Source organism: Palleniella intestinalis, assembly GCF_013166595.1.
Taxonomy (GTDB): domain Bacteria; phylum Bacteroidota; class Bacteroidia; order Bacteroidales; family Bacteroidaceae; genus Prevotella; species Prevotella intestinalis.
In genome coordinates this window covers 177935-199867 of the sequence record NZ_JABKKG010000001.1, presented here as the reverse complement: position 1 = coordinate 199867, position 21933 = coordinate 177935, and the positions used below count along the sequence as shown (strand labels likewise).

At 43.0% G+C, this 21933-nt stretch carries 18 protein-coding genes; 8 read left to right on the top strand and 10 right to left on the bottom strand.

What is annotated here, in order from left to right:
• The first annotated feature begins 39 nt into the window (after positions 1–39).
• The gene (locus HPS57_RS00910) at positions 40–408 is read left to right on the top strand and encodes a DMT family protein (protein ID WP_172179285.1); all 369 of its coding nucleotides are present in this window, start codon (positions 40–42) and stop codon (positions 406–408) included.
• Positions 409–525: 117 nt separating this feature from the next.
• Here HPS57_RS00910 and gluQRS read toward each other — a convergent pair whose 3' ends face one another.
• The 3 genes from gluQRS to uvrB are packed head-to-tail and all read right to left on the bottom strand — an operon-like array spanning position 526 to position 5019.
• Positions 526–1467: a tRNA glutamyl-Q(34) synthetase GluQRS gene (gluQRS, locus tag HPS57_RS00905; protein WP_172179283.1), complete on the bottom strand. Its 942-nt coding sequence runs from the start codon at positions 1465–1467 to the stop codon at positions 526–528.
• Positions 1457–2869 carry a Na+/H+ antiporter NhaC family protein gene (locus HPS57_RS00900; protein ID WP_172179833.1) on the bottom strand — a complete coding sequence of 471 codons (1413 nt, stop codon included), beginning with the start codon at positions 2867–2869 and terminating at the stop codon, positions 1457–1459. The genes gluQRS and HPS57_RS00900 overlap by 11 nt, the downstream gene beginning before the upstream one ends.
• Positions 2870–2898: 29 nt before the next feature.
• Entirely contained in the window at positions 2899–5019 is a 2121-nt protein-coding gene (gene uvrB / locus HPS57_RS00895; protein ID WP_172179281.1) for an excinuclease ABC subunit UvrB, read from the bottom strand.
• Positions 5020–5177: 158 nt separating this feature from the next.
• Here uvrB and HPS57_RS00890 point away from each other — a divergent pair, with 158 nt between their 5' ends.
• Genes HPS57_RS00890 through HPS57_RS00880 form a run of 3 tightly spaced genes read left to right on the top strand, consistent with a single transcriptional unit; the run spans position 5178 to position 6842 of the window.
• The gene (locus HPS57_RS00890; protein ID WP_172179279.1) at positions 5178–6002 is read left to right on the top strand and encodes an outer membrane protein assembly factor BamD; all 825 of its coding nucleotides are present in this window, start codon (positions 5178–5180) and stop codon (positions 6000–6002) included.
• Positions 6003–6045: 43 nt separating this feature from the next.
• Positions 6046–6381: a DNA-directed RNA polymerase subunit omega gene (locus tag HPS57_RS00885; protein ID WP_172179277.1), complete on the top strand. Its 336-nt coding sequence runs from the start codon at positions 6046–6048 to the stop codon at positions 6379–6381.
• 2 nt (positions 6382–6383) lie between these two features.
• Positions 6384–6842: a DUF4293 domain-containing protein gene (locus tag HPS57_RS00880; protein ID WP_172179275.1), complete on the top strand. Its 459-nt coding sequence runs from the start codon at positions 6384–6386 to the stop codon at positions 6840–6842.
• A gap of 152 nt (positions 6843–6994) precedes the next feature.
• Here the strand turns inward: HPS57_RS00880 and HPS57_RS00875 are convergent, their stop codons facing one another.
• Together HPS57_RS00875 and nifJ are read right to left on the bottom strand one after the other, a co-directional pair.
• Positions 6995–7432, bottom strand: coding sequence for a hypothetical protein (locus HPS57_RS00875; RefSeq protein WP_172179273.1), 438 nt, complete (start codon positions 7430–7432; stop codon positions 6995–6997).
• Between the two features lie 283 nt (positions 7433–7715).
• Positions 7716–11303 (bottom strand): pyruvate:ferredoxin (flavodoxin) oxidoreductase, encoded by a 3588-nt coding sequence (gene nifJ, locus HPS57_RS00870; protein ID WP_172179271.1) that lies wholly within the window; start codon positions 11301–11303, stop codon positions 7716–7718.
• Between the two features lie 272 nt (positions 11304–11575).
• On the opposite strand from nifJ, the gene HPS57_RS00865 reads away from it, so the two are divergent.
• Positions 11576–12646: a hypothetical protein gene (locus HPS57_RS00865; RefSeq protein ID WP_172179269.1), complete on the top strand. Its 1071-nt coding sequence runs from the start codon at positions 11576–11578 to the stop codon at positions 12644–12646.
• Positions 12647–12928: 282 nt separating this feature from the next.
• Here the strand turns inward: HPS57_RS00865 and HPS57_RS00860 are convergent, their stop codons facing one another.
• The 5 genes from HPS57_RS00860 to dnaE are packed head-to-tail and all read right to left on the bottom strand — an operon-like array spanning position 12929 to position 19827.
• On the bottom strand, positions 12929–13480 hold the full coding sequence (locus HPS57_RS00860; protein ID WP_172179267.1) for a M15 family metallopeptidase: 552 nt from the start codon (positions 13478–13480) through the stop codon (positions 12929–12931).
• A gap of 22 nt (positions 13481–13502) precedes the next feature.
• Entirely contained in the window at positions 13503–14729 is a 1227-nt protein-coding gene (pncB, locus tag HPS57_RS00855) for a nicotinate phosphoribosyltransferase (RefSeq protein WP_172179265.1), read from the bottom strand.
• A gap of 4 nt (positions 14730–14733) precedes the next feature.
• Entirely contained in the window at positions 14734–15666 is a 933-nt protein-coding gene (locus HPS57_RS00850) for a DNA-methyltransferase (RefSeq protein WP_172179263.1), read from the bottom strand.
• Positions 15666–15980 carry a thioredoxin gene (gene trxA / locus HPS57_RS00845; protein WP_172179261.1) on the bottom strand — a complete coding sequence of 105 codons (315 nt, stop codon included), beginning with the start codon at positions 15978–15980 and terminating at the stop codon, positions 15666–15668. Before trxA ends, HPS57_RS00850 begins: the two co-directional genes overlap by 1 nt.
• 43 nt (positions 15981–16023) lie before the next feature.
• The gene (gene dnaE / locus HPS57_RS00840; RefSeq protein ID WP_172179259.1) at positions 16024–19827 is read right to left on the bottom strand and encodes a DNA polymerase III subunit alpha; all 3804 of its coding nucleotides are present in this window, start codon (positions 19825–19827) and stop codon (positions 16024–16026) included.
• Positions 19828–20042: 215 nt separating this feature from the next.
• On the opposite strand from dnaE, the gene HPS57_RS00835 reads away from it, so the two are divergent.
• The 3 genes from HPS57_RS00835 to HPS57_RS00825 are packed head-to-tail and all read left to right on the top strand — an operon-like array spanning position 20043 to position 21812.
• Positions 20043–20771, top strand: a complete 729-nt coding sequence (locus HPS57_RS00835) for a phosphatidylserine decarboxylase family protein (protein ID WP_369811414.1) — start codon at positions 20043–20045, stop codon at positions 20769–20771.
• A 54-nt stretch (positions 20772–20825) separates the two neighbouring features.
• Positions 20826–21530: a CDP-diacylglycerol--serine O-phosphatidyltransferase gene (gene pssA / locus HPS57_RS00830; protein ID WP_172179257.1), complete on the top strand. Its 705-nt coding sequence runs from the start codon at positions 20826–20828 to the stop codon at positions 21528–21530.
• A 42-nt stretch (positions 21531–21572) separates the two neighbouring features.
• Positions 21573–21812: a DUF4834 family protein gene (locus HPS57_RS00825; protein WP_172179255.1), complete on the top strand. Its 240-nt coding sequence runs from the start codon at positions 21573–21575 to the stop codon at positions 21810–21812.
• Positions 21813–21933: the final 121 nt, after the last annotated feature.

Below are 21933 nucleotides of genomic sequence, written 5' to 3'. Positions count from 1 at the left end.
TAGGGGACTATGCCCTTACCTGTATTTAATTCATTAATCATGAACGGAATTTACACTTTATTGCTGCTTATAGGTAGCAATTTTTTTATGACCCTTGCATGGTATGGTCACTTGAAACTGCATCAAATGAATGTGACAAACTCATGGCCACTGATAGGTGTCATCGTGTTCTCTTGGTGCATTGCTTTTTTTGAATATTGCCTTATGGTGCCCGCCAATAGAATAGGCTTTGTTGACAATGGAGGACCGTTCACACTTATGCAGCTGAAAGTTATTCAGGAAGTCGTTTCCCTGACAGTGTTTACTGTTGTTGCAGGTTTCTTATTTCAAGGAGAGCAACTCCATTGGAATCATTTTGCAGCTTTTGTATGCCTGATTCTCGCTGTCTACTTCGTATTCATGAAATAGGCACTAAAGCTGTATTTGTAAACCATTAAGAATCAGTAAAATAGTTGTTTGTAAAATTCCGCCCAACAAAGTGTAACCTTTTATGATACAAAGTGTAACACTTTAGTGGATAAAAGGTTACTTATTACGATGTGAAACGATACCTTTTGAAAAGATGGCGCTATCACATACAACTATATTATCATAAGGCACCTTGTCCCACGAAAAGAGTGGGATGAGGTCTTTTGCTTTTATTGCCTCAGGCGACTCTGTCAATCCGGCATGGAAAGCGAGGAAACCGATGATCTCTTCTGGTGCAAATGTCCTGCGGATGTACTCCATGTCGAGACTTTTGTCACGCTTCGAAAGCCGTTGCCCTGATTCATTGCACAATAAAGGCAAATGGCAGAAAGACGGTGGGGTGAAGCCCAGCAGACCATGAAGATACTGTTGCTGTGGCACGGACAGAAGCAGGTCGCGTCCCCGTACCACTTCTGTTATGCCCATAAGTGCATCATCAACAACCACAGCAAATTGGTATGCCCATGCGCCATCGCCTCGCCTTACGATAAAATCCCCACATTGCCTTTCAAGATTAACACTCTGTTCGCCATAGTGCATGTCGGTGAATGTCACATCTTTGTTTGGGACAATGAGTCTTGTGGACCTTATTGTACGGTTGTCATTCAACCTATGAAGACGGAAATCATTCAATCTTTGGCACTCAGTGTGAACCACTCTGCCGTCAGACTCATGTGGCGCCTGTGTTGCCATAATGTCCGCACGTGTGCAGTAACATGGGTATGTATGTCCACTGGCTTCCAACTTATGCAGCTGTTCTTCGTAAAGAGGAAACCTTTCGCTTTGCACATGTTTCTCGTCCCAATCCAACCCAAGCCAATGCAGGTCGTCCTCTATCAGTTCCGCATAGGATTTCTTTGAACGCTGTTGGTCAATATCCTCTATTCGCAAGACGAACTGCCCGGCTTGGCTTCTTGCTGAAAGCCAAGCCAATAAGGCTGAATAAACATTGCCAAGATGCATCCTGCCTGTTGGTGACGGAGCAAATCTACCTTTCATTTTTCGTGATTTTCCAGCCTAAAGCTGCATGAAATATGGACATTAACGGTGAGAGATAGCAGAAGAAGCAATAGGGGAGATAGACCAGTGTCGCAACTCCAAGGACTGTTGCCTGCGTCATGCCGCAGGTGTTCCATGGAATGAGCACGGAGACAACAGTGGCACTGTCCTCGCATGAGCGGGAGAGCAGACGGGATTCATAGCCCTGTTTGCTGTATTCTTCTTTGAACATGTTCGCTGTAAGGATTATGGATATATACTGGTCACCTGTCATTACGTTCATGGCTATGCCGTTCATCACTGTTGCAGCGATAAGTCCGACACGAGTCTTTACCATACGGCGGAAGATAGCATGCAGGAAACTTTTCAGCATTCCGCAAGCCGTCATGGCTCCACCAAAGACCATGGCTGAGAGGATAAGCCAGATAGTGTTCAGCATTCCGGTCATTCCACTTGTGGATACAAGGTCATTGAGGATTGGCACGCCCGTATTGACAGCAGTTGACTGGCTCAGTGTTATGATGATGGATTTGAACAGGGAGTCGGAGATTTGCAGGAGAACTTCTCTTTGGAAGATAAGCATCATTACCACTGCCATTATGGATGAAGAGAATAGGACAATGAGTGACGGAACCTTTCTATAGATAAGGTATGCTGTGACAATCGGAACTATCAGCAGCCACGGTGTGATTGTAAATGTTTTCTCCAATGCACTTGTGTACAATGCTGTATCACTGCTGTTTACATTTCCCATCCACAGTCCGGCAATACTGAATATCACAAGTGTGATGACGATTGTGGGTGTTGTTGTGAGCATCATGTAGCGTATGTGCTTGAACAGTGGAGTTCCGGAAACGGAAGATGCAAGCACTGTCGTGTCACTTAACGGTGACACCTTGTCCCCGAAATATGCTCCGGAGATTATTGCACCTGCTATCCAGCCGTCTTCAAAGCCGAGAGCTCTGCCGATACCAAGCAGGGCAATGCCGATTGTCGCAATTGTTGTCCATGAAGAGCCTGTCATTATAGAAATGAATGCACTTATGGCACAAGCGGATGCAAGGAACACTGAAGGGTGGATGACTTGTATGCCATAGCAGATAAGAGTGGGGACAATACCGCTTATCATCCATGATGCGGAAAGCATTCCAATGACAAGCAGTATGTATATCGACACTGTTGTCTCTCGTACTTTAGACTCGATATTCTGTTCTATAGTGCTCCATTTCACTTTGCATACGCCCATGCCGAGAGAAACGCAGACAGCGGTGGAGCACAGTAGTGCTATTTGTGATGGTCCTGCTAATGAATCACTGCCAAAAACGGAGATTGTTACACTGAGTAGTACAATAAGAGTTATAAGGGGGATTGCACTGAGCCATGCTGATGGTTCTTTCATTATTCTTATTTGCTTTTCTTTCTATTGTGTTTTTACTGTTGTTCGGGTAAGAGTTCCTGCAGGCGCAGGAGTTCGTCGCGATACTGTGCCGCCTGTATGAAGTCAAGATTCTTTGCCGCTTCCTTCATCATAGCGGTGGTATGGAGGATTGACTTCCGAAGTTCTGCCTCTGTCATGTTGCGCATAATAGGGTCTGCAACCATCTGCTGGTCGTCATCAGGCAGGATATATTTGCGTTCTTCCGGTTCAATGTATGCTCCTTCTTCAATGTGCAGCCTCTTCTTGTTCTCATCATAGACACTCTGTCGTGATGTTTTTGCAGTACCTTTGACAGCATCAAAAGCCTGCTGGCGCATGGCTGAGAGTCCACCATCCTGAATATCTTTGATAATCTGCTGAGGTACGATTCCATGCTCTTCATTATATTGCATCTGCTTTGCACGACGGCGTGCAGTCTCGTCAATGGTTATCTGCATGGATTTTGTTATGCGGTCGGCATACATGATGACAAGTCCGTTTACATTTCGTGCAGCACGTCCAGCCATCTGTGTCATGCCACGGGCATTGCGAAGGAATCCTTCTTTGTCTGCATCAAGTATTGCTACAAGAGACACTTCCGGTATGTCAAGTCCTTCACGCAACAAGTTGACTCCGACAAGCACATCATAAGCTCCGGCACGTAGTTCGTTAAGAATCTTTATACGATCAAGTGTATCTACATCGGAATGTATATAAGCTGTTGGAACATCGTGGTTTAACAGGTATTCTGTCATCTCCTCCGCCATGCGTTTTGTAAGCGTAATGACAAGTGTTCTCTCTCCTTTCTCCTTATGTTCGACAATTTCATTCAGAAGGTCGTCAACCTGATTGGCAGTCGGGCGCACTTCTATTCTTGGGTCAAGGAGACCAGTCGGGCGGATAATCTGCTCGACAACAACGCCTTCCGCCTGTTCAAGTTCATACGGAGCAGGTGTTGCAGAAATATATACAACCTGCTTGGAAAGTGTCTCAAACTCTTCAAACTTCAATGGTCTGTTGTCAAATGCGGCAGGCAGCCTGAATGCATATTCCACCAGATTCTGTTTCCTTGAGCGGTCATTTCCATACATGGCATGAAGCTGAGGAATGGAAGCATGGCTCTCATCAATGAACACCAGCATGTCGTCCGGGAAAAAGTCAAACAGGCAGTAAGGGCGCTGCCCGGGCTCTCGCCCATCGAAATACCGAGAGTAATTCTCAATGCCGGAGCAATGCCCCATCTCCTTAATCATGTCTATGTCATATTCAACTCTTTCCTTGATGCGCTGTGCACGTACCGTATCGCCAAGTTCTTCATAGAACGTTATGCGCTCCATGAGGTCATCCTGAATGTTGCGTACGGCTGATTCTATCTGGTCCTTTGAAGTGACAAAAATATTGGCAGGATAGACCTGATATTCCTCAAACGATTCAAGTCTTGCAAAAGTCATTGCGTCAAGCTCTGATATAGAATCAATTGTATCATCCCACATTTCTATGCGGAGGATTCGTTCGGAATATGCCATCGCAACATCTATTGTATCGCCTTTGACACGGAAATTTCCTCTTTCCAAAGCAAGGTCGTTTCTGACATACAAGGCTTCAACAAGTTTTCGCAACAAGTCATTGCGGTCTATCTGCATACCGCTTTTCAGCGTAATCACGGAGCCTTTCATGGCAGCAGGTCCTCCCATACCGTAGATGCAAGAGACTGATGCAATGACAATAACATCCCGCCTGCCTGATAGAAGGGAAGAAACGGCAGACAGTCGCAGGCGGTCAATCTCTTCGTTTATGGCAAGGTCTTTCTCGATATATGTGTCGGAGGAGGGGAGATATGCCTCCGGCTGGTAGTAATCGTAGTATGAGACATAATATTCCACCGCATTCTCTGGGAAGAATCCTTTCATCTCCTTATAGAGTTGGGCAGCAAGAGTCTTGTTATGTGAGAATACAAGTGTTGGGCGGTTACACTCTGCAATGACATTTGCCATGGTGAAGGTCTTGCCGGAGCCTGTTACTCCAAGCAGAACCTGAGCCGGGTCGCCACGCTTTATGCCTTCCGTCAACTGGTGTATTGCTTCCGGCTGGTCACCGGTAGGTTTGTATTGAGATGTGAGTTTGAATTTGTGCATAGATGCAAAATTACAGATTTTTTCCGAAAGATTTGTTATAAATGATAAATAATTTAGGAAAATATGTTGTATTCTTTTGTATTCTGGGAAATTATGAGTAATTTTGCAATCTAAATGTGTGCATATATAGCCACAGTTGCTGAATAAAGTAATACGGAATGAAAAATATTTTTATAGCGTTATTTGCAACCACTTTGTTGACAGGATGTGCCAAAGAGTTCAACTCTGTCTACAAACTTTCTGACAGCGAATATAAATACGAGTATGCCAAACAGTGCTTTGCTGCTGGAAAATACAGCCAAGCTTCAGCTTTGCTTGGAGAACTTGTAACTCCGATGAAAGGCACTGACAATGCGGAAGAGGCTTTGTATATGTATGCGATGTCATTGTACAAAAGCAAGGATTATGAGCTTGCAAATGAAGCATTCAAGCGGTATTCTACATCATATCCGCGTGGCATGTTTGCTGAAATGTCTTATTTCTATGCTGCGGAAAGCCTTTCTGAGAGTTCGCCGGAACCTCGTCTTGACCAAACGCCTACATTGGCAGCGATAAAGGCTTATCAGGATTATCTTGACATTTACCCTCAGGCTGTACGTCGTAAGGAAGCGCAACAGCGAATGATTGCTTTGCAGGATAAGCTTGTTATGAAAGAATATTACAATGCTAAGTTGTACTATAATCTTGGAACTTATTTTGGTAACTGCCTTTCTGGAGGTTCTAATTACGAGGCGTGCATAATAACAGCAGAGAATGCTTTGAAGGATTATCCGTACATGGATATCCGTGAGGATTTTTCTCTGCTTATCATGAAAAGCAAATTCTATCTTGCACAGCATAGTGTCGAGGAAAAGAGACAGGAGCGTTATCAGAATGCAGAAGATGAATGTTACGGCTTCATTAATGAATATCCTGATTCAAAAAACCGTGATATTGCAGAACAATTCATTACAGTCTGCAAAAAATATACAAATGTACAATAATATATTAAGGTAAAAGATATTAAGTAGAAATAAAACTAAAAATATGGACTACAAGAAATCAAAAGCCCCAACAAACACTGTTACACGTAACATTGTTGAACTGAGTAATGATACTGGCAATATATATGAAAGTGTTGCCATCATGGCAAAGCGTGCCAATCAGATAGCTGCGGAAATCAAGCAGGACTTGAACAAGAAACTTGCTGAGTTTTCTTCTTACAATGATTCTCTTGAAGAGGTATTTGAAAATCGTGAACAGATAGAGATTTCACGTTATTATGAGAAATTACCAAAACCAACTCTTCTCGCGGCAGAAGAATTTGAGCAAGGACAGGTTTATTGGCGTGACCCTGCTCGTGAAAAGGTAGAGGAGGACTGATTATGATTCAGCGCATTCAAAGCGTCTACCTTTTTCTGTCGGTTGTATTGGTCGTTATCTGTGCATGCCTGCCCATAGGTAGGATAAATCTCGTTGGTATGGGGAGCGCCTCAGAAATGTACAACATGTGCATTATAGATGGGAATACAGCTAATGTAAATTTTAGTGTTGTTGGACTGTTTGCTTTACTTGCTGCAAGTGTCATAACATCGGTAATCAACATATTCAATTACAATGACAGAAAAAAACAGAGTCGCAATTGTTTGGTAACAATAATGCTTCTTCTTCTATGGGTTGGACTTTATGCTTTTGAGATGTATATGTTCAATACCGAAGGTAATACTTTTGAGACTCGTCTTGTTGCTATCCTGCCGGTTGTTGCTATTGTTTTCCAATGGCTTGCACGCATGGCTATAAAGAAAGATGAAAGACTTATCCGCTCAATAGACAGAATCAGATAAGTTTTCATAGATAGTTAGATAAAATAAGAGACTGCATCGATAATAAACAAACGAGCAGTCTCTTGTTCTTTTTATATTTGGAGAACTATACAAAAAGAATAGATGCACGCAATGTGCATCTATTTTTTGTATCATATACTGATTTGATAAAATTATTTTGATTCCTTATAGTATGGAGTGTTGTATGTAAGTCTTATTCCATTATTTGTCTTTGAAAGAGCAAGCACTGTACCATCATTTCCTATATTATACAGATATGTTCCATTAGCATTTGAAACCTGATGATAGATGACATTGAAAGTCATTGCTATATCAGCAAGAGCATTAGCGGACTTCATCGGAATGTCAACAGTGAGCTGGCCGATTTTGTTCCTCTGCTTTACATCTTGGTAATTGATTGTGAGGTAAATCTCTGTTCCTTGACATGTTCCTCTCAGGCAATCTTTTGCTTCATCATACACATAACCTTTTGCTGAGATTTGACGAGTAATCTCTACAACATTGCCATTAAGATCGATACCATCAAAGTCGAAAGCGTGTGCACTAATGCTCATTACGAGTGTCATAAGTGCAAGAAAAATCTTTTTCATCTCTTTATTATAAATGTAATTTTAAGTTGTTATTGATATCGAGTGCAAAATTACATAATATTTTAGAAAAAGGTAAGCAATTAGGTGAAAAAGTTGTATAATTTACGATTTGTTAACGTCATTATGATAGATTGAGGATTATCATGTTGGATTTACATCCTATGAATTCTCAACACATATAGAGTGCTGTTTTAAAGACATTCAGATGAAAAGAGATTATACATATAGAAAATGGTGTGCCAATTGGCACACCATTTTCTATATCAAGTAAGTACTAAAGGAATTAGTCCTCCCAATTCTCAGCAGCCTTGCGTACATAAGTCTTGTAGCGCAGCTGTGCCATACGCTTAGCCTCTGCGAAGAGTTCATCAGCCTCCTGTGGATAAGCCTTCTTTACAGAGAGGTAACGTACCTCACCATCGAGGAAGTCCTGGAAGAGATCCCAGTTTGGCTCCTTAGAGTCAAGAGTGAATGGGTTCTTGCCCTGCTCTGCAAGTTCTGGGTTGTAACGCCAGAGATGCCAGTAACCGCAAGCTACCGCACGTGCTTCCTCTGCCTGTGAGCGTCCCATGCCACCCTTAATCTTCAGACCGTGGTTGATACATGGTGCATAAGCGATGACGATAGATGGACCGTTGTAAGCCTCTGCCTCGCGGAATGCCTTGAGACACTGAGCATTGTCAGCACCCATTGCAACCTGAGCAGCGTAGATGTAACCGTAAGTTGTGGCAATCATGCCAAGATCCTTCTTGCGGATACGCTTGCCCTGAGCTGCGAACTGTGCGATAGCACCGAGTGGAGTTGCCTTTGAAGCCTGACCACCAGTGTTAGAGTAAACCTCAGTATCGATAACGAAGATATTAAGGTCCTCACCGGAAGCAAGTACGTGGTCAAGACCACCGTAACCGATATCGTAAGAAGCACCGTCACCACCGATAATCCACTGTGAACGCTTCACGAGATAGTGGTCAAGAGTCTTAAGCTCTGCGCATACAGGGCATCCAGCCTCTGCGCCTTTCGCGATTTCCGGCTTGAGGATTTCTGCAAGACGCTTTGTCTCGTCTGCATCATTCTGCTTCTCAATCCATTCTGCAGCAGCAGCCTGATATTCAGCAGAACCCATCTTCTCGTCAACAACCTTCTTGAGGAGGATTGTCACGCGCTCCTTCATCTTCTTGTTACCAATTACCATACCGAGACCAAACTCACAGAAGTCCTCGAACAGAGAGTTGTCGAATGCAGGACCCTGTCCCTTCTCGTTTGTTGTGTATGGTGTTGAAGGAATAGAAGCTGAGTAGATTGAAGAACAGCCTGTAGCGTTAGCGATAATCTCACGGTCACCGAAGAGCTGTGAAATAAGCTTAACGTATGGAGTCTCACCACAGCCGGAGCATGCGCCAGAGAACTCAAAGAGTGGGGTAGCGAACTGAGAGTTCTTTGGATTAGCCTTGATGTCAATGAGGTTCTGCTTTGAAACCACATTGTCAACGAGATAGTTCCAATCATTAGCCAGCTTCTTCATATCCTCTGCATCTGGGTTGAAAGGAACCATCTTGAGTGCCTTCTCAACCTCACCGGTCTCCTTGTTCTTCTTGCCAGGACATACATCGGCACAGTTGCCACATCCGAGACAGTCAAGAACAGATGGTTCGATGATGAAATGCATACCCTTCAGAGCTGCCGGAGCCTTGATTTCCTGCATAGGAGCATCGATACCCTTCTTCTCTTCATCTGTAAGAGCGAATGGACGGATAGCAGCGTGAGGACATACGAAAGAACACTTGTTACACTGGATACAGTTGTCAACATTCCATACAGGAACGAATGCTGATACACCACGCTTCTCCCAACGAGCAGCACCATTGTACCAAGTACCGTCAACAGTATCGAACTTAACAAAGTCAGAAACCTTGAGGTCTTCACCCATCTGAGCGTTGATAGGACGTACAAGTTCCTTAACGAATGCAGGAGCATTGTCCTCAACAACAGCATCGTCAGCGAGGTTAGCCCAAGCCGGGTCAACATCAAGCTTCTTGTACTCACCACCACGGTCAACAGCAGCGTAGTTCTTCTTTACGATATCCTCACCCTTCTTGCCATAAGACTTAACGATGAACTTCTTCATCTGCTCTACAGCGAGGTCAACTGGAATCACCTCTGTAATACGGAAGAATGCAGACTGGAGGATAGTGTTTGTGCGGTTGCCAAGACCAATCTCCTGTGCAATCTTTGTTGCGTTGATGTAGTAAACAGTGATGTTCTTCTGAGCGAAGACACGCTTAACCTTGTTAGGGATGAAGTTAACAAGCTCCTCACCCTCGAAGATTGTGTTAAGGAGGAATGAGCCGTTCTCACGGATACCACGTGTAACATCATACATGTTCAGATAAGCCTGAACGTGGCAAGCCACGAAGTTAGGTGTTGTAATCTGATATGTTGAGCGGATTGGCTCGTCACCGAAACGGAGGTGTGAGCATGTGAAACCACCTGACTTCTTAGAGTCATAAGAGAAGTAAGCCTGGCAGTGCTTGTCAGTGTTGTCACCGATAATCTTCACAGAGTTCTTGTTTGCACCGACTGTACCGTCAGCACCAAGACCGAAGAACTTAGCCTCGTAGATAGACTTTCCACCGAGTGCCATCTCCTCAACGAGTGGGAGAGATGCGAATGTCACATCATCAACGATACCGACTGTGAAGTGGTTTTTTGGCTCAGGAAGTTCAAGGTTGTTGAATACAGAGATAATCTTAGCAGGAGTGATGTCGGAAGAACCGAGACCATAGCGTCCACCAACGATTACAGGGCGGTTCTCTGCGTCATAGAATGCAGATTTAACGTCAAGGTAAAGTGGCTCGCCCTCTGCTCCAGGCTCCTTTGTACGGTCAAGGACAGCAATCTTCTTCACTGTCTTAGGTACAGCCTTCATCAAGTACTCAACAGAGAATGGACGATAGAGGTGTACAGCAACCATACCCACCTTCTTGCCTTCGCTTACGAGATGGTCGATAGCCTCACGTGCAGCCTCTGTTGCAGAACCCATAAGGATGATGATGTTCTCTGCATCAGCAGCACCATAGTAGTTGAAGTTATGATACTCACGGCCTGTAATCTTAGAGATTTCGCCAAGGTAGTGCTCAACTACGTCAGGGATTGCATCATAATACTTGTTGCAAGCCTCACGGTGTGTGAAGAATGTCTCAGGATTCTCAGCTGTACCACGTGTCACAGGACGCTCAGGAGTAAGAGCACGGTCACGGAAATTCTTGATGTCTGCCTCGTCAACGAGTGGGCGCAAGTCTTCCATATCCATCACCTCTATCTTATGGTACTCGTGAGATGTACGGAAACCATCAAAGAAGTTCAAGAAAGGAACGTGGGTCTTCAGTGTTGCAAGGTGAGGAACGGCTGTAAGGTCCATAACCTCCTGTACAGAACCTGAGCAGAACATTGCGAAGCCTGTCTGACGGCAAGCGTACACGTCCTGATGGTCACCGAAGATACAGAGTGAGTGAGATGCAAGTGTACGTGCAGAAACATCAAACACGCAAGGAAGTAGCTCACCTGCAATCTTATACATGTTAGGAATCATCAGCAACAGACCCTGTGAAGCAGTGAATGTTGTTGTCAGTGCACCAGCCTGCAAAGAACCGTGGACAGCACCGGCAGCACCGCCCTCAGACTGCATTTCCTGTACACTTACTGTCTGTCCCCAAAGGTTCTTGCGACCACGGGCAGCCCAGTCGTCTGTGTGCTCCGCCATAGGAGATGACGGTGTGATAGGATAAATTGCGGCAACTTCACTGAACATATAGCTCACGTGTGCAGCAGCCTCATTACCATCACAAGTAATGAATTTCTTTTCTTTTGCCATGTTTTTGTAAATAAAAAAATATACTATGTTATGTATGTATTATCTGTGCTTTCTCACTTGCTGGATTTCTTTACAATGCAAAGATAATAAATTATTTTGGAAAAGGTGTTTTATGGTGCTTTACCAAGCACTTGATTTTAATCATTTTAACAATTTAAGCATTTTTTATCACTTAATTTATATCAACTTTTCGCTTTTCTTGAAATTATCATTACCTTTGCATTGATTTTGAAGTTTTCCATAAAGAGATAAACCTATTGATTAAAGACATCATGACATTACACATCTTCAATCCCGAACACGACATCGCACTTGCTGCTGATTCTCCTTTTTGGACCTCACCAAAGGCAGGCATCATGCTCCGCCGGAGTCTTGGCTGGCTTCCGGCATTATGGGCAAAAGACGGAGATATTGTCGTTGTATCCGATGTCTCTGAAGCACATTCTGAACAGGAAGCAGTGGAAAGCATCTTGAGAAGAAGATGTATAGAGATACATTTTTGCACATTAAATGATGTCATCAAAAAAACTTTCCGGAATAACATCGACAATGTGGATGTATGGGGATGGGATTCTGCGATTGTCAATCAGTTGGCAAGGGCAGGTGTTCCTCGTGGACTGATGCCGTCTGATGAGGTCCTGAAACATCAAAGAGCATTGTCAGACCGCGCTACTTCTGCAAAACTTCTTGACCACCTTGTACATCTTTCAGATATTTTCTGTGGTGAGGCGATTGCTGTACATAATATAAATAATATAGAAATACTTGCGGAAAATTGGGGCAGTATTGTGTTGAAATCTCCATGGAGCAGCAGTGGCAGAGGGGTCAGGCAATGGATGGATGGGAATCAGGCTACAAGACGGTGGGCGGAAAAAGTCATTGAAAGCCAAGGACATATAATGGTGGAGCGATATCTTGACAAAGTAATGGACTTTGCTATGGAATTCAACGTAGACGATGATGGCACAGTTAAGTATCAAGGGTTGTCACTGTTTAGCACATCTGGCAGTGCGTACACGGGCAATATGCTTGCTCCTGAAGAAGATAAAAGGAAGATACTTTCAGCATATATTGCTGCTGAATTGTTGGATGATATAGCTTGTGAAGTTTGTCAATGGATGCAACATGCTCTTTCAGGCTACTACATTGGACCGTTCGGTATAGACATGATGATTGTCCGTATAAATAGCGGTAACGGTTTTGGTATCAATCCTTGTGTGGAAATAAACCTGCGCCGCACAATGGGACATGTTGCACTCTGCATATCGGACACCGAAGGTGCAAGAGGAAAAACTATGAATGTAGTTTTCAGAAACAACAAGCACAGTTTCTGTATAGAGTAAGATACATTCGTAGCCAGAATAAAATTTATATGTCAGGAATGTTAAAGATACAGATGACATTATGAAAGGTAACGCTTTACAATATAAAGTGTTACCTTTGGTATTGCAAAGCGTTACCGTTTACCATACAAAGTATTACCTTTCGAAAAACCAATATTGTTTTAACATTTGTTACGGTTTGAGTTTTTCAAAATGCCAACATATTAGTCATTATGTAAAGTAATAGTTCCGTTTTGTTTACATATTGAAAAAAAGCCAACCATGAAACAAACTTCCTTGTCATTATTTTTCAAAATGCTGGTAATCTTTCAGAGATTTCCATGCACCTCCCCATTTGAATCCATGCCGGATAAAGAGACGGTAGCATAAGTCATTCTTGTCGATACGTGGCTCTTTAGGTGTGCTTTTCCTTGTTCTCTTAGCATTCTTTGGTTCAATGAGCCCTGTATTTCGGTCTGAAATGTGAATGCAAGGATTCCATAACGGGTTGATGTCTACTGCCATTCCACGGGCATGTTTTGACAATCCGCCATTCCTTGTACGCCGTGGATTATAGCATGATGTGTTATTGTTGGACATGGAACGCTCGTCATCATTTCCGTATTCCGATGCCGGACGTATAGAATGGATAGGATAGCGTGCCTTGTACAGATTCCGGAAAATATCAATAAGGTCTTTCGCTATCTTTTTATTGCAGATGATAACACCCTTGCAGGTCTTTCCGTTCTCATCGACATGCAGAACAGAAAGGCTTGCAAGGGTAGTGTCTGTTTTTACTTCTGATATGGTGAAGTCGTTTTGTGAGAATCCTTCTGTACATACCAAAAGCGACATTAGGAAACAAAACAATCTGTGACTAATCTTCACGATGTAATAGATAATTGAAAATCTGTATAATATCACTGTCTCCTGTAACCTTACCTTTATCTTCAGACATCTTGCAGGTCTTGCTCCAGTGGCGCTTCTCTGTCATTTTAATGCCAAGAAGTTTTATGACGATGTTTGATGGCTTGATATCCCATAATGCACCGTCAGCAGATAGGGCTGTACCAATACCATAACTGTCTATCACACGACCGTTGACAGCCTTGTGAAGCTTGATGGCGGACTCTTCGTCAAGCGCATTGGAGAATACAACTTGCTTGGTTGACGGGTCCAAGCCCAGTTCCTGGTATCTGTTGCATATTTTTTCAAGTTGCTCAAGGTTGTTTCCGCTGTCGACACGTAGCCCGGCAAAAACACGTGCAAAATGTTCTGAGAAATTTGCCGCAAAAGCGTCGAAGCCATAAGTGTCATAGAGGAAAATGCCAAGTGATCCTATGAAAGTACGTTGCCACATATCCATTGCAATGTGGTTCGCTTCCTGCGGACCATACATTCCGGCTATGGCTGAGACAAATTCGTGAGCCATCGTTCCGATAGGAATCACGTTGTATTTCAGTGCAAGCCATACATTTGAAGTTCCGGGGAAAGAACCTTTATATTCTTTTCCCAGTTCTTTGCGCAGGTCACGGTCTGCATCCATGAATGCTTTGACAGCCATGTCTTCTGTCGCGAGTGAAAATCGGCGACGTGTTCCAAACTCTGAGATACACAGACCGGCACTAAGCATACGGCGCGCCTTATCATACGACATTTTATAATAGTCTCTCAAATCAATCTTGTCAAGTTCTCCTGACAGACGGTGATGCAGTTCTGATATTATGGCAAGAATCATCACTTCGAGAAGTACCGTTTCGTGCCAATATCCTTCAAACATTATTTCAATGTGTCCTTCCTCATCCTGATGGACATTGACCCAGTCACGCTTGAAGCGGAATCCTTTCAGGTATGTGAAGAACCATTGTGGAATATAGTAGCAGCGTTTCTGCATGAATATTCTCTCTTCTTCCGTGAAGCGGAGATTTTCAAGGTAAATAATCTGCTCCTCTACGAGTTTGCCGAATCCCGGAGGGTAGACTGTGTTGTTGCGGTCGACAAACTTGTACTTTGCCATTGCACGCGGATAGCAATTGAGAATGGCGCAGCACATTGTTAACTTGTAGAGGTCTGTGTCTGTAAAGTGGGTTATTATTGGTTCCATTTTTTTATTGATATGGTTGTGAGTTCCTTTCCCAAAAGACACCGTCCTTATACCCTTGTATTGTCCGGTTGTCTTCCGCGATATTGAGTCTTTTCTGTGCTACAAGGCAGTATTCCTCTTCTATTTCGCATCCGACAAAATGTCTTCCGAGCTTTTTTGCGACAACAGCACTTGTGCCGCTTCCGAGGAATGGGTCGAAGATGGTGTCACCTTCCATGCTTGACGCAAGAATAAGTTTTGCATAGAGCTTCTCCGGTTTCTGGGTTGGATGCTCGGTGTTTTCCGGCATTGACCAGAACGGTATGGAGATGTCGTCCCAGAAATTTCCCGGACATGTGTCTCTGAACCTGCCATCTTGGCTCTGATGCCAGTCTTTCGGTTTGCCGTCTGTTTTGTAGGGGGCTTTTACAATGCGGCGCATTTTCACAGCGTCAAGATTGAAGTGGTAATTATCCGGGGTCTTCACTGCAAACCAGATATCCTCCATCGAATTTTTCCAGTTGGCAGTTGCGCCGCGCCCTTTGTCACGTTGCCATGTGATGCGGTTAATGATATGGAGATTCTCGGCAAGGACGCGTTGCAGTATTGATGTGCAGTGCCAGTCCCCGCACAGGTAAAGAGAGCCGTCATCCTTGAGTTTCCTGCACACATCTGGTAACCATGAACGCAGATATGCTTCATAGTCCTCTTCTGTTTTTTTCGAGAAGAACTGTTTCCCGAATTTCCGTGAAAGGTTGTATGGAGGGTCTATTATAATCAGGTCTGCAAAAGCATCAGGCATTTCCTTTAGAACATCCATGATGTCTCCATGTATAACACAATCCGTCCAGCCACGGCCGTTACGTAGTGTACCAACCGTGGCAAGACGGTTTTTCAATTCTTGCTTTTCGTCAAGTTGTATTGTTATGGTCTTATTGCGTGGTGCACGTTGCTTCATTACAGCAGAGCCTCAAATTTCTCTTGGATTTTAGCTTTGTTTACGGCACCGACAACCTTGTCAACAATCTCTCCGCCTTTGAAAAACACGATTGTAGGGACATTACGGATACCAAGATCTACAGCGATGTCCTCGCACTCCTCAACATCACACTTTCCGACGGTGATTCTTCCGTCATATTCCTCAGCAAGCTGTGAGATGATAGGTGCTATCATCCTGCATGGTCCGCACCATGTTGCCCAAAAATCAATGACTAATGGTTCATTGCCATTTTTCAGTGTCTCGTAGTTCTCGTTTGTAATTTTTATTTCCATGATTTATTATGGTTTTTATTTAACAATTAGTTATATGTCTTTGTCAGTTTATATAGTAATTCCAGTTTTCATGTTCTTTGATAAAATCAAGAAGTTCGCTCGTGACTGTAATAGTGTTCTTTACACGTAGCTTCAAAGACTTTCCTGATTCGGAGTCCATGATTTCAAGGCATGCTTCTGTTGGTCCTGCTTTTTTTGAAAGGATTGTGGAGAAATCGCTTATGTCATTCTCTGTGGTTGTGCTTGCATCAGATTGTTCAAATTGCTTTGATGGAATAGCTATTGTTATGCGATGAAGGCTTTCTTCCTTGATTTTTTGGAGGAATTGCATATCAATCACATCAATGTTGTAGTAGTTTGAGTTTTGGAATTTCTTTGCACATTTCATTGTAATGTATATGGAGCAGCCTTCCTGCATCATTCCACTCCATTTTGCCCAATCTTGACCGAAGAATGCAAGTTCTCCGGAGTTTTCAAAGTCCTCAATGGTCACACGCCCCATAGGATTTCCGTTTTTGGTGAATCCTGTGCGTATGCCGGTCACGATGCCACCAAGTGTGATGCTTTCCTTCTGTGACAGTTCCTCTCTGTCTGCACCTTGTCCAAGTTCTGCAGGGTGGGTGTTGCACATGTTTTCCAATATGACACGATATTCGTCAAGAGGATGTGCAGACAAATATATTCCGACAAGGTCGCGCTCCTTGTTCAGTTTTTCAATAGCACTCCATTCTTCAAACTGCCCTGGTTTCGGCTTGGCAATTTCAATATCATCGAAACCGCCAAATAGAGAATTTTGTGCCTGTTGCTTCTCTTGCTGGAAAAGTTGTCCATATCTGACAAGTGCTTCCATGAAGGTGGTCCCTTTCGAGTCAAGTGCAAAGAACAGTTCACGTGGAGAGCCAAAGCTATCAAAAGCACCACTGAGAGCTAATGACTCAAAACATTTCCTGTTGACAAGGGAAAGATTGACACGTTCCATCAAGTCGTAAATATCTTTGTATGGTCCATTGTTTTCTCTTTCAGATATTATCGCCATGGCCGGTCCTGCTCCCATACCTTTGATGGCTGCAAGGCCAAAGCGTATTTCCCCCTTTTTATTGACACCGAAATCAACATAAGATTCATTTACATCCGGACCAAGGCAAGGTACATTGATTGCCTTGCATTCGTCCATAAGCTTTGTTATTTCCCTTATATCACTCTTACGCCTTGTCATGATTGCTGCCATGAATTCGGCAGGGTAGTGTGCTTTAAGGTAAGCTGTCTGATATGCTACCCATGAATAACAAGCAGCATGTGACTTGTTGAAAGCGTATGATGCAAATTTCTCCCAGTCTGTCCAAATTTTCTCAAGCACTTTCGGATCGTGACCGTTTTTCTTTCCGCCCTCAATGAACTTAGGCTTCATCTTGTCAACGATGTCCTTCTTCTTCTTACCCATCGCTTTACGCAAGGCATCTGACTCGCCACGTGTAAAATTGGCAAGCTGGCGTGAAAGAAGCATCACTTGCTCTTGGTAGACAGTGATACCGTAAGTGTCTTTCAGGTACTTTTCTGTTATGTCGATGTCATAAGTGATAGGTTCTTTGCCGTTCTTGCGGGCGATGAATGATGGAATGTAGTCCATAGGTCCCGGGCGATAGAGTGCATTCATCGCGATAAGGTCTTCAAACACAGTAGGGTGGAGTTCGCGAAGATATTTCTGCATACCGGCAGACTCAAATTGGAAAGTACCAATGGTTCTTCCGTCTTGATAGAGTTTGTAAGTCAGCTCATCGTCAATGGGTATATTGTCAAGGTCTATGTCAACGCCATGCACAGCTTTTACAATACGACAGCATTCCTTCTGCTCGGAAAGAGTTTTCAATCCGAGGAAGTCCATTTTGATAAGTCCTGTGGACTCAATCACATGACCGTCATATTGGGTGACAGCTGTCTTTGTGTTTGGAAAATCCGGGTCGTCTGCTGTAGAAACAGGTACATGATCTGATATTGGGTCACGGCAGATGATGAAGCCACAGGCATGGATGCCTGTTCCTCTGACTGTTCCCTCCAACATCTTGGCATATTTTATTGTATTGGACTCACGTTTGTCAGGCGAAGCTTCGGCCTCCCTTAGTTCTGGTGTGCATTTTATTGCGTTAGGGAGATTCATCTTCAACCCGTCAGGCAGACGGTCCGGTATGGCTTTACAAAGAGCATTGCTTCTGTCAAGAGGAAGTTTCTCTACACGGGCGACATCTTTCAATGAGTTCTTTGTCGCCATTGTGCCATATGTTATAATATGCGCACAATTCTCGTGACCATACTTGTCCATAACCCAGTTCAAGACTTTGCCACGTCCGTCATCATCAAAGTCTGTATCAATATCAGGCAGAGAAATACGGTCCGGATTCAAGAAACGCTCGAACAGCAAATCATACTTCAAAGGGTCCAGCTTCGTGATGCCAAGGCAATAAGCCACAACAGAACCTGCAGCAGAACCACGTCCGGGACCGACCCATACCCCCAATTCTTTACGTGCTGAGTTGATGAAGTCTTGGACAATAAGGAAATAGCCGGGGAAGCCCATTGTTTTCATGATGTGCAACTCAAAGCGTATACGCTCGTCAACTTCTTTGCCTATGCCATTTTCCTCTGCCCATGAAGACAGTTCATCCGGCTGCAGTGCTTTATCATAAGGAATAACCTTGAATTCATTACCATACAGACGTGATGCACCTTCGTATGCAAGTTTTCCCAAATAGTCAGCCTCAAACTTGATACGATACAGTTTGTCATACCCTCCAAGTTTTTTTATCTTCTGTACACCTTCTTCTTCAGGTAGCTGGTTTTCGCCATATTCGTCGGATGTGAATTCTTTGTATAAGTCTTGCTCTGAGAAATTCTCCCTCCACATCTCTTCCACACCAAATTCCTTTGGGATAGGGAAGAATGGCATTATCGGGTCCGAATCAAGATCGTATGTCTCAACTTTATCAAGTATCTCGCATGTATTGCTCAAAGCCTCAGGTACATCACTGAATATGGCATTCATCTCTTCACGCGTCTTGAACCATTCCTGCTTTGAGTACAGCATTCTGTTAGGGTCATCCAAATCCGCTCCTGTAGACAGGCATAGCAGATGGTCATGCGCTTCAGCATTTTCCTCGTTTACAAAGTGGCAGTCATTGGAGCAAATGAGTTTAACTCCTTCCTCTTTTGCCAACTGTATTATGACATTATTGACTTTTTGTTGTAATGGAAATGTCTCGCGATTTGCACGCTGGTTAGGGTCTGTAACCTCATGACGCTGCAGTTCCAGATAATAATCGTCACCAAACACACTTTTATACCAGCGGAGAGTCTCTCTTGCGCCTTCGATGTCATCATTGAGAATTTTTGAAGGCACTTCACCGGCAAGGCATGCTGAACAGCAGACAATATCCTCATGGTACTTCTCCAAGTCATAATGGTCTGTACGTGGCTTCTTGTAAAAACCGTCAACCCATGCACGACTTACAATCTTTATCAGATTCCTATAACCATTAAGATTCTTCGCAAGTAATATAAGGTGATAACGTTTACGGTCTTTATCCTTGTCCTTATCCTCCTTGTGGCGTGGCGCAACATACACCTCACACCCGAAAATAGGCTTGAAAGGCTCTTTGCCTTCTTTTTTCAAGGCTGAATTTTTCTTGTTGCAGACATCAAACAATTCCTTGACACCAAACATGTTGCCATGGTCGGTTATAGCCATTCCCCGCATTCCGTTGGCAATGGCTTTGTCGACCAAAGCGCCAACAGGCGACTGACCGTCAAGTATTGAATAATAAGTATGAACGTGAAGGTGTACGAAATCTTCCATGAAAAGTGTTTTTTATTGTTTGACACGATATGCCATCTCAAAAGATATTTCAAGGCAAAGTTAGACATTTTATTTTACACCTACAACAATTTCTTCTAAAATAAACTAAAAAAGCGTGTTTTGAACAAAAAAGACAATTTACATTCCTTATTTTAAATTAATTTTATTAACTTTGCAGAAAATATAATCAAAACAAATCTAACGACCTGTTTTTAATGGGAAAGAAAATGCAGAAAATCAAGCGCATCAAGCGTATCAGAATACATCGTGAAGGAAATGAGACCCTTATTTATTCAGCATTCGTGCTTATAGCTGTCGCCGTTGTCCTATGGCGTGCTTTTGAGTCACAAGTTCCTTTTTGGACTTTTGTGATTGTTTTTGGCAGCATATGGTGTATAGTTCTTAACTTCTTCCGATGCCCTATACGCAAATTTCCAATTGACAGCGAATGTAGCACAGAATGTAAAGTTGTTGCCCCGGCTGATGGAAAAATTGTTGTCATTGAAGATGTTGATGAAAATGAATATTTCCATGAGAAGCGCAAAATGGTCAGCATCTTTATGTCATTGTTCAATGTGCATGCCAATTGGTTTCCTGTTGACGGACATGTGCTGCAAGTTGAGCATTTTGACGGAAACTATCATAAGGCATGGTTACCAAAGGCTGCTGCAGAGAATGAGCATGCAGATGTCATAATTGAAGCTACAAACGGGCAGAAAATCCTTTGTCGCCAAATTGCAGGAGCTATGGCACGACGAATTGTCACATATGCAAAACAAGACGATGACTGCTATATTGATGAACATTTAGGCTTTATAAAATTCGGTTCACGTGTAGACCTCTTTCTTCCAATAGACGCAGAAGTGTGTGTTGAAATGGGACAAAAGACCGTTGGCGACCAAACAATAATAGCTTATTTGAAACAGCCTTCAAAGGAAATATAGTCTGTATCTCCAAATGAGTCTTGGCAAACAACGGATAACTTAAATTTTAGCAAATTGAAACAGAATATTCCTAATATAATAACATCTTGTAATCTTGTTTCAGGGTGTATAGCAACATACTACGCATTTTATGGTTATGCGTCACTTGCTTTGCTATGGATTGTTGCCGGTGCTGTATTTGATTTTTTTGACGGAATGTCAGCACGCCTGCTTAAAGTGTCCTCACCAATAGGCAAAGAGCTTGACTCTCTTGCTGATGTAATAACATTCGGTGTGGCTCCAGCGACAATACTGTTTTCAGAACTGATAGCTATTGATTATCCGTCTTTCCTTGAGCCTTTTCGCAATTTAGTACCATTCTTTGCGTTTATAATGGCAGCCTTTTCCGCTCTGCGATTGGCAAAATTCAATCTTGATGAACGACAGTCAATGGGATTCATAGGTCTTCCTACGCCGGCAAACGCATTGTTTTGGGGAGCACTCATAGTTGGTTATAAAAACTTTTTAGAGTCAAACAATTATGCAGTACTGACACTTCTTGCCCTGATGCTTGTCAGCTGTTGGCTGCTGATTTCTGAAATTCCGATGTTTGCATTGAAATTCAAGCATTGGGGAATAAGCCATCAAGGCAATCCGGTGAAATATGGCTTCATCGCTTTCAGTGCCGTTGTTTTGTCAATATGGCAGATTGCTGGTATTGCTGTTGTGATATTAGCATACATTGTTCTATCTGTGATTCTTGATGTCGTAAAGAAATAACTATCTTTTCAAGGTCATTTTTACATAATTAGAATTAGTGATATGGTTATTATAAAGTTTTTAGGCATACTTGTCTTGATTGTCGTTTCTGTCGCTGTGATACTTTTTGTCACAATATTGTCAAAGTTCCTGAATATATTCAGGACATTCCGAGGGCAAGCGGCAACATCAAGACATAATAAAAAACAACATAACCCGACAGTTTCCGGACAGCCAAAACCACGTAACAGCAAAATAGACAAAAACGAGGGGGAATACGTTGATTTTGAGGAGATTGATTAAAATCTAAAACAAGGATAAACTTAGTATAGCAAAAGGTAACACTTTATATGCCAAAGTGTTACCTTTTGCTATGTAAAATATAACCTTTTGTAATATGAAGTGTTACCTTTCATTTGCGATT

Excerpts from the sequence above, each read along its gene's own strand:
- HPS57_RS00835 (WP_369811414.1), top strand. The coding sequence starts at position 20,043 with ATGGGAAAGAAAATGCAGAAAATCAAGCGCATCAAGCGTATCAGAATA.
- HPS57_RS00885 (WP_172179277.1), top strand. The coding sequence starts at position 6,046 with ATGGACTACAAGAAATCAAAAGCCCCAACAAACACTGTTACACGTAAC.
- HPS57_RS00865 (WP_172179269.1), top strand. The coding sequence starts at position 11,576 with ATGACATTACACATCTTCAATCCCGAACACGACATCGCACTTGCTGCT.
- HPS57_RS00825 (WP_172179255.1), top strand. The coding sequence starts at position 21,573 with ATGGTTATTATAAAGTTTTTAGGCATACTTGTCTTGATTGTCGTTTCT.
- trxA (WP_172179261.1), bottom strand. The coding sequence starts at position 15,980 with ATGGAAATAAAAATTACAAACGAGAACTACGAGACACTGAAAAATGGC.
- HPS57_RS00890 (WP_172179279.1), top strand. The coding sequence starts at position 5,178 with ATGAAAAATATTTTTATAGCGTTATTTGCAACCACTTTGTTGACAGGA.
- HPS57_RS00910 (WP_172179285.1), top strand. The coding sequence starts at position 40 with ATGAACGGAATTTACACTTTATTGCTGCTTATAGGTAGCAATTTTTTT.
- gluQRS (WP_172179283.1), bottom strand. The coding sequence starts at position 1,467 with ATGAAAGGTAGATTTGCTCCGTCACCAACAGGCAGGATGCATCTTGGC.
- HPS57_RS00880 (WP_172179275.1), top strand. The coding sequence starts at position 6,384 with ATGATTCAGCGCATTCAAAGCGTCTACCTTTTTCTGTCGGTTGTATTG.
- pncB (WP_172179265.1), bottom strand. The coding sequence starts at position 14,729 with ATGGAACCAATAATAACCCACTTTACAGACACAGACCTCTACAAGTTA.
- HPS57_RS00875 (WP_172179273.1), bottom strand. The coding sequence starts at position 7,432 with ATGAAAAAGATTTTTCTTGCACTTATGACACTCGTAATGAGCATTAGT.
- dnaE (WP_172179259.1), bottom strand. The coding sequence starts at position 19,827 with ATGGAAGATTTCGTACACCTTCACGTTCATACTTATTATTCAATACTT.
- nifJ (WP_172179271.1), bottom strand. The coding sequence starts at position 11,303 with ATGGCAAAAGAAAAGAAATTCATTACTTGTGATGGTAATGAGGCTGCT.
- HPS57_RS00850 (WP_172179263.1), bottom strand. The coding sequence starts at position 15,666 with ATGAAGCAACGTGCACCACGCAATAAGACCATAACAATACAACTTGAC.
- HPS57_RS00860 (WP_172179267.1), bottom strand. The coding sequence starts at position 13,480 with ATGTCGCTTTTGGTATGTACAGAAGGATTCTCACAAAACGACTTCACC.
- uvrB (WP_172179281.1), bottom strand. The coding sequence starts at position 5,019 with ATGCACAAATTCAAACTCACATCTCAATACAAACCTACCGGTGACCAG.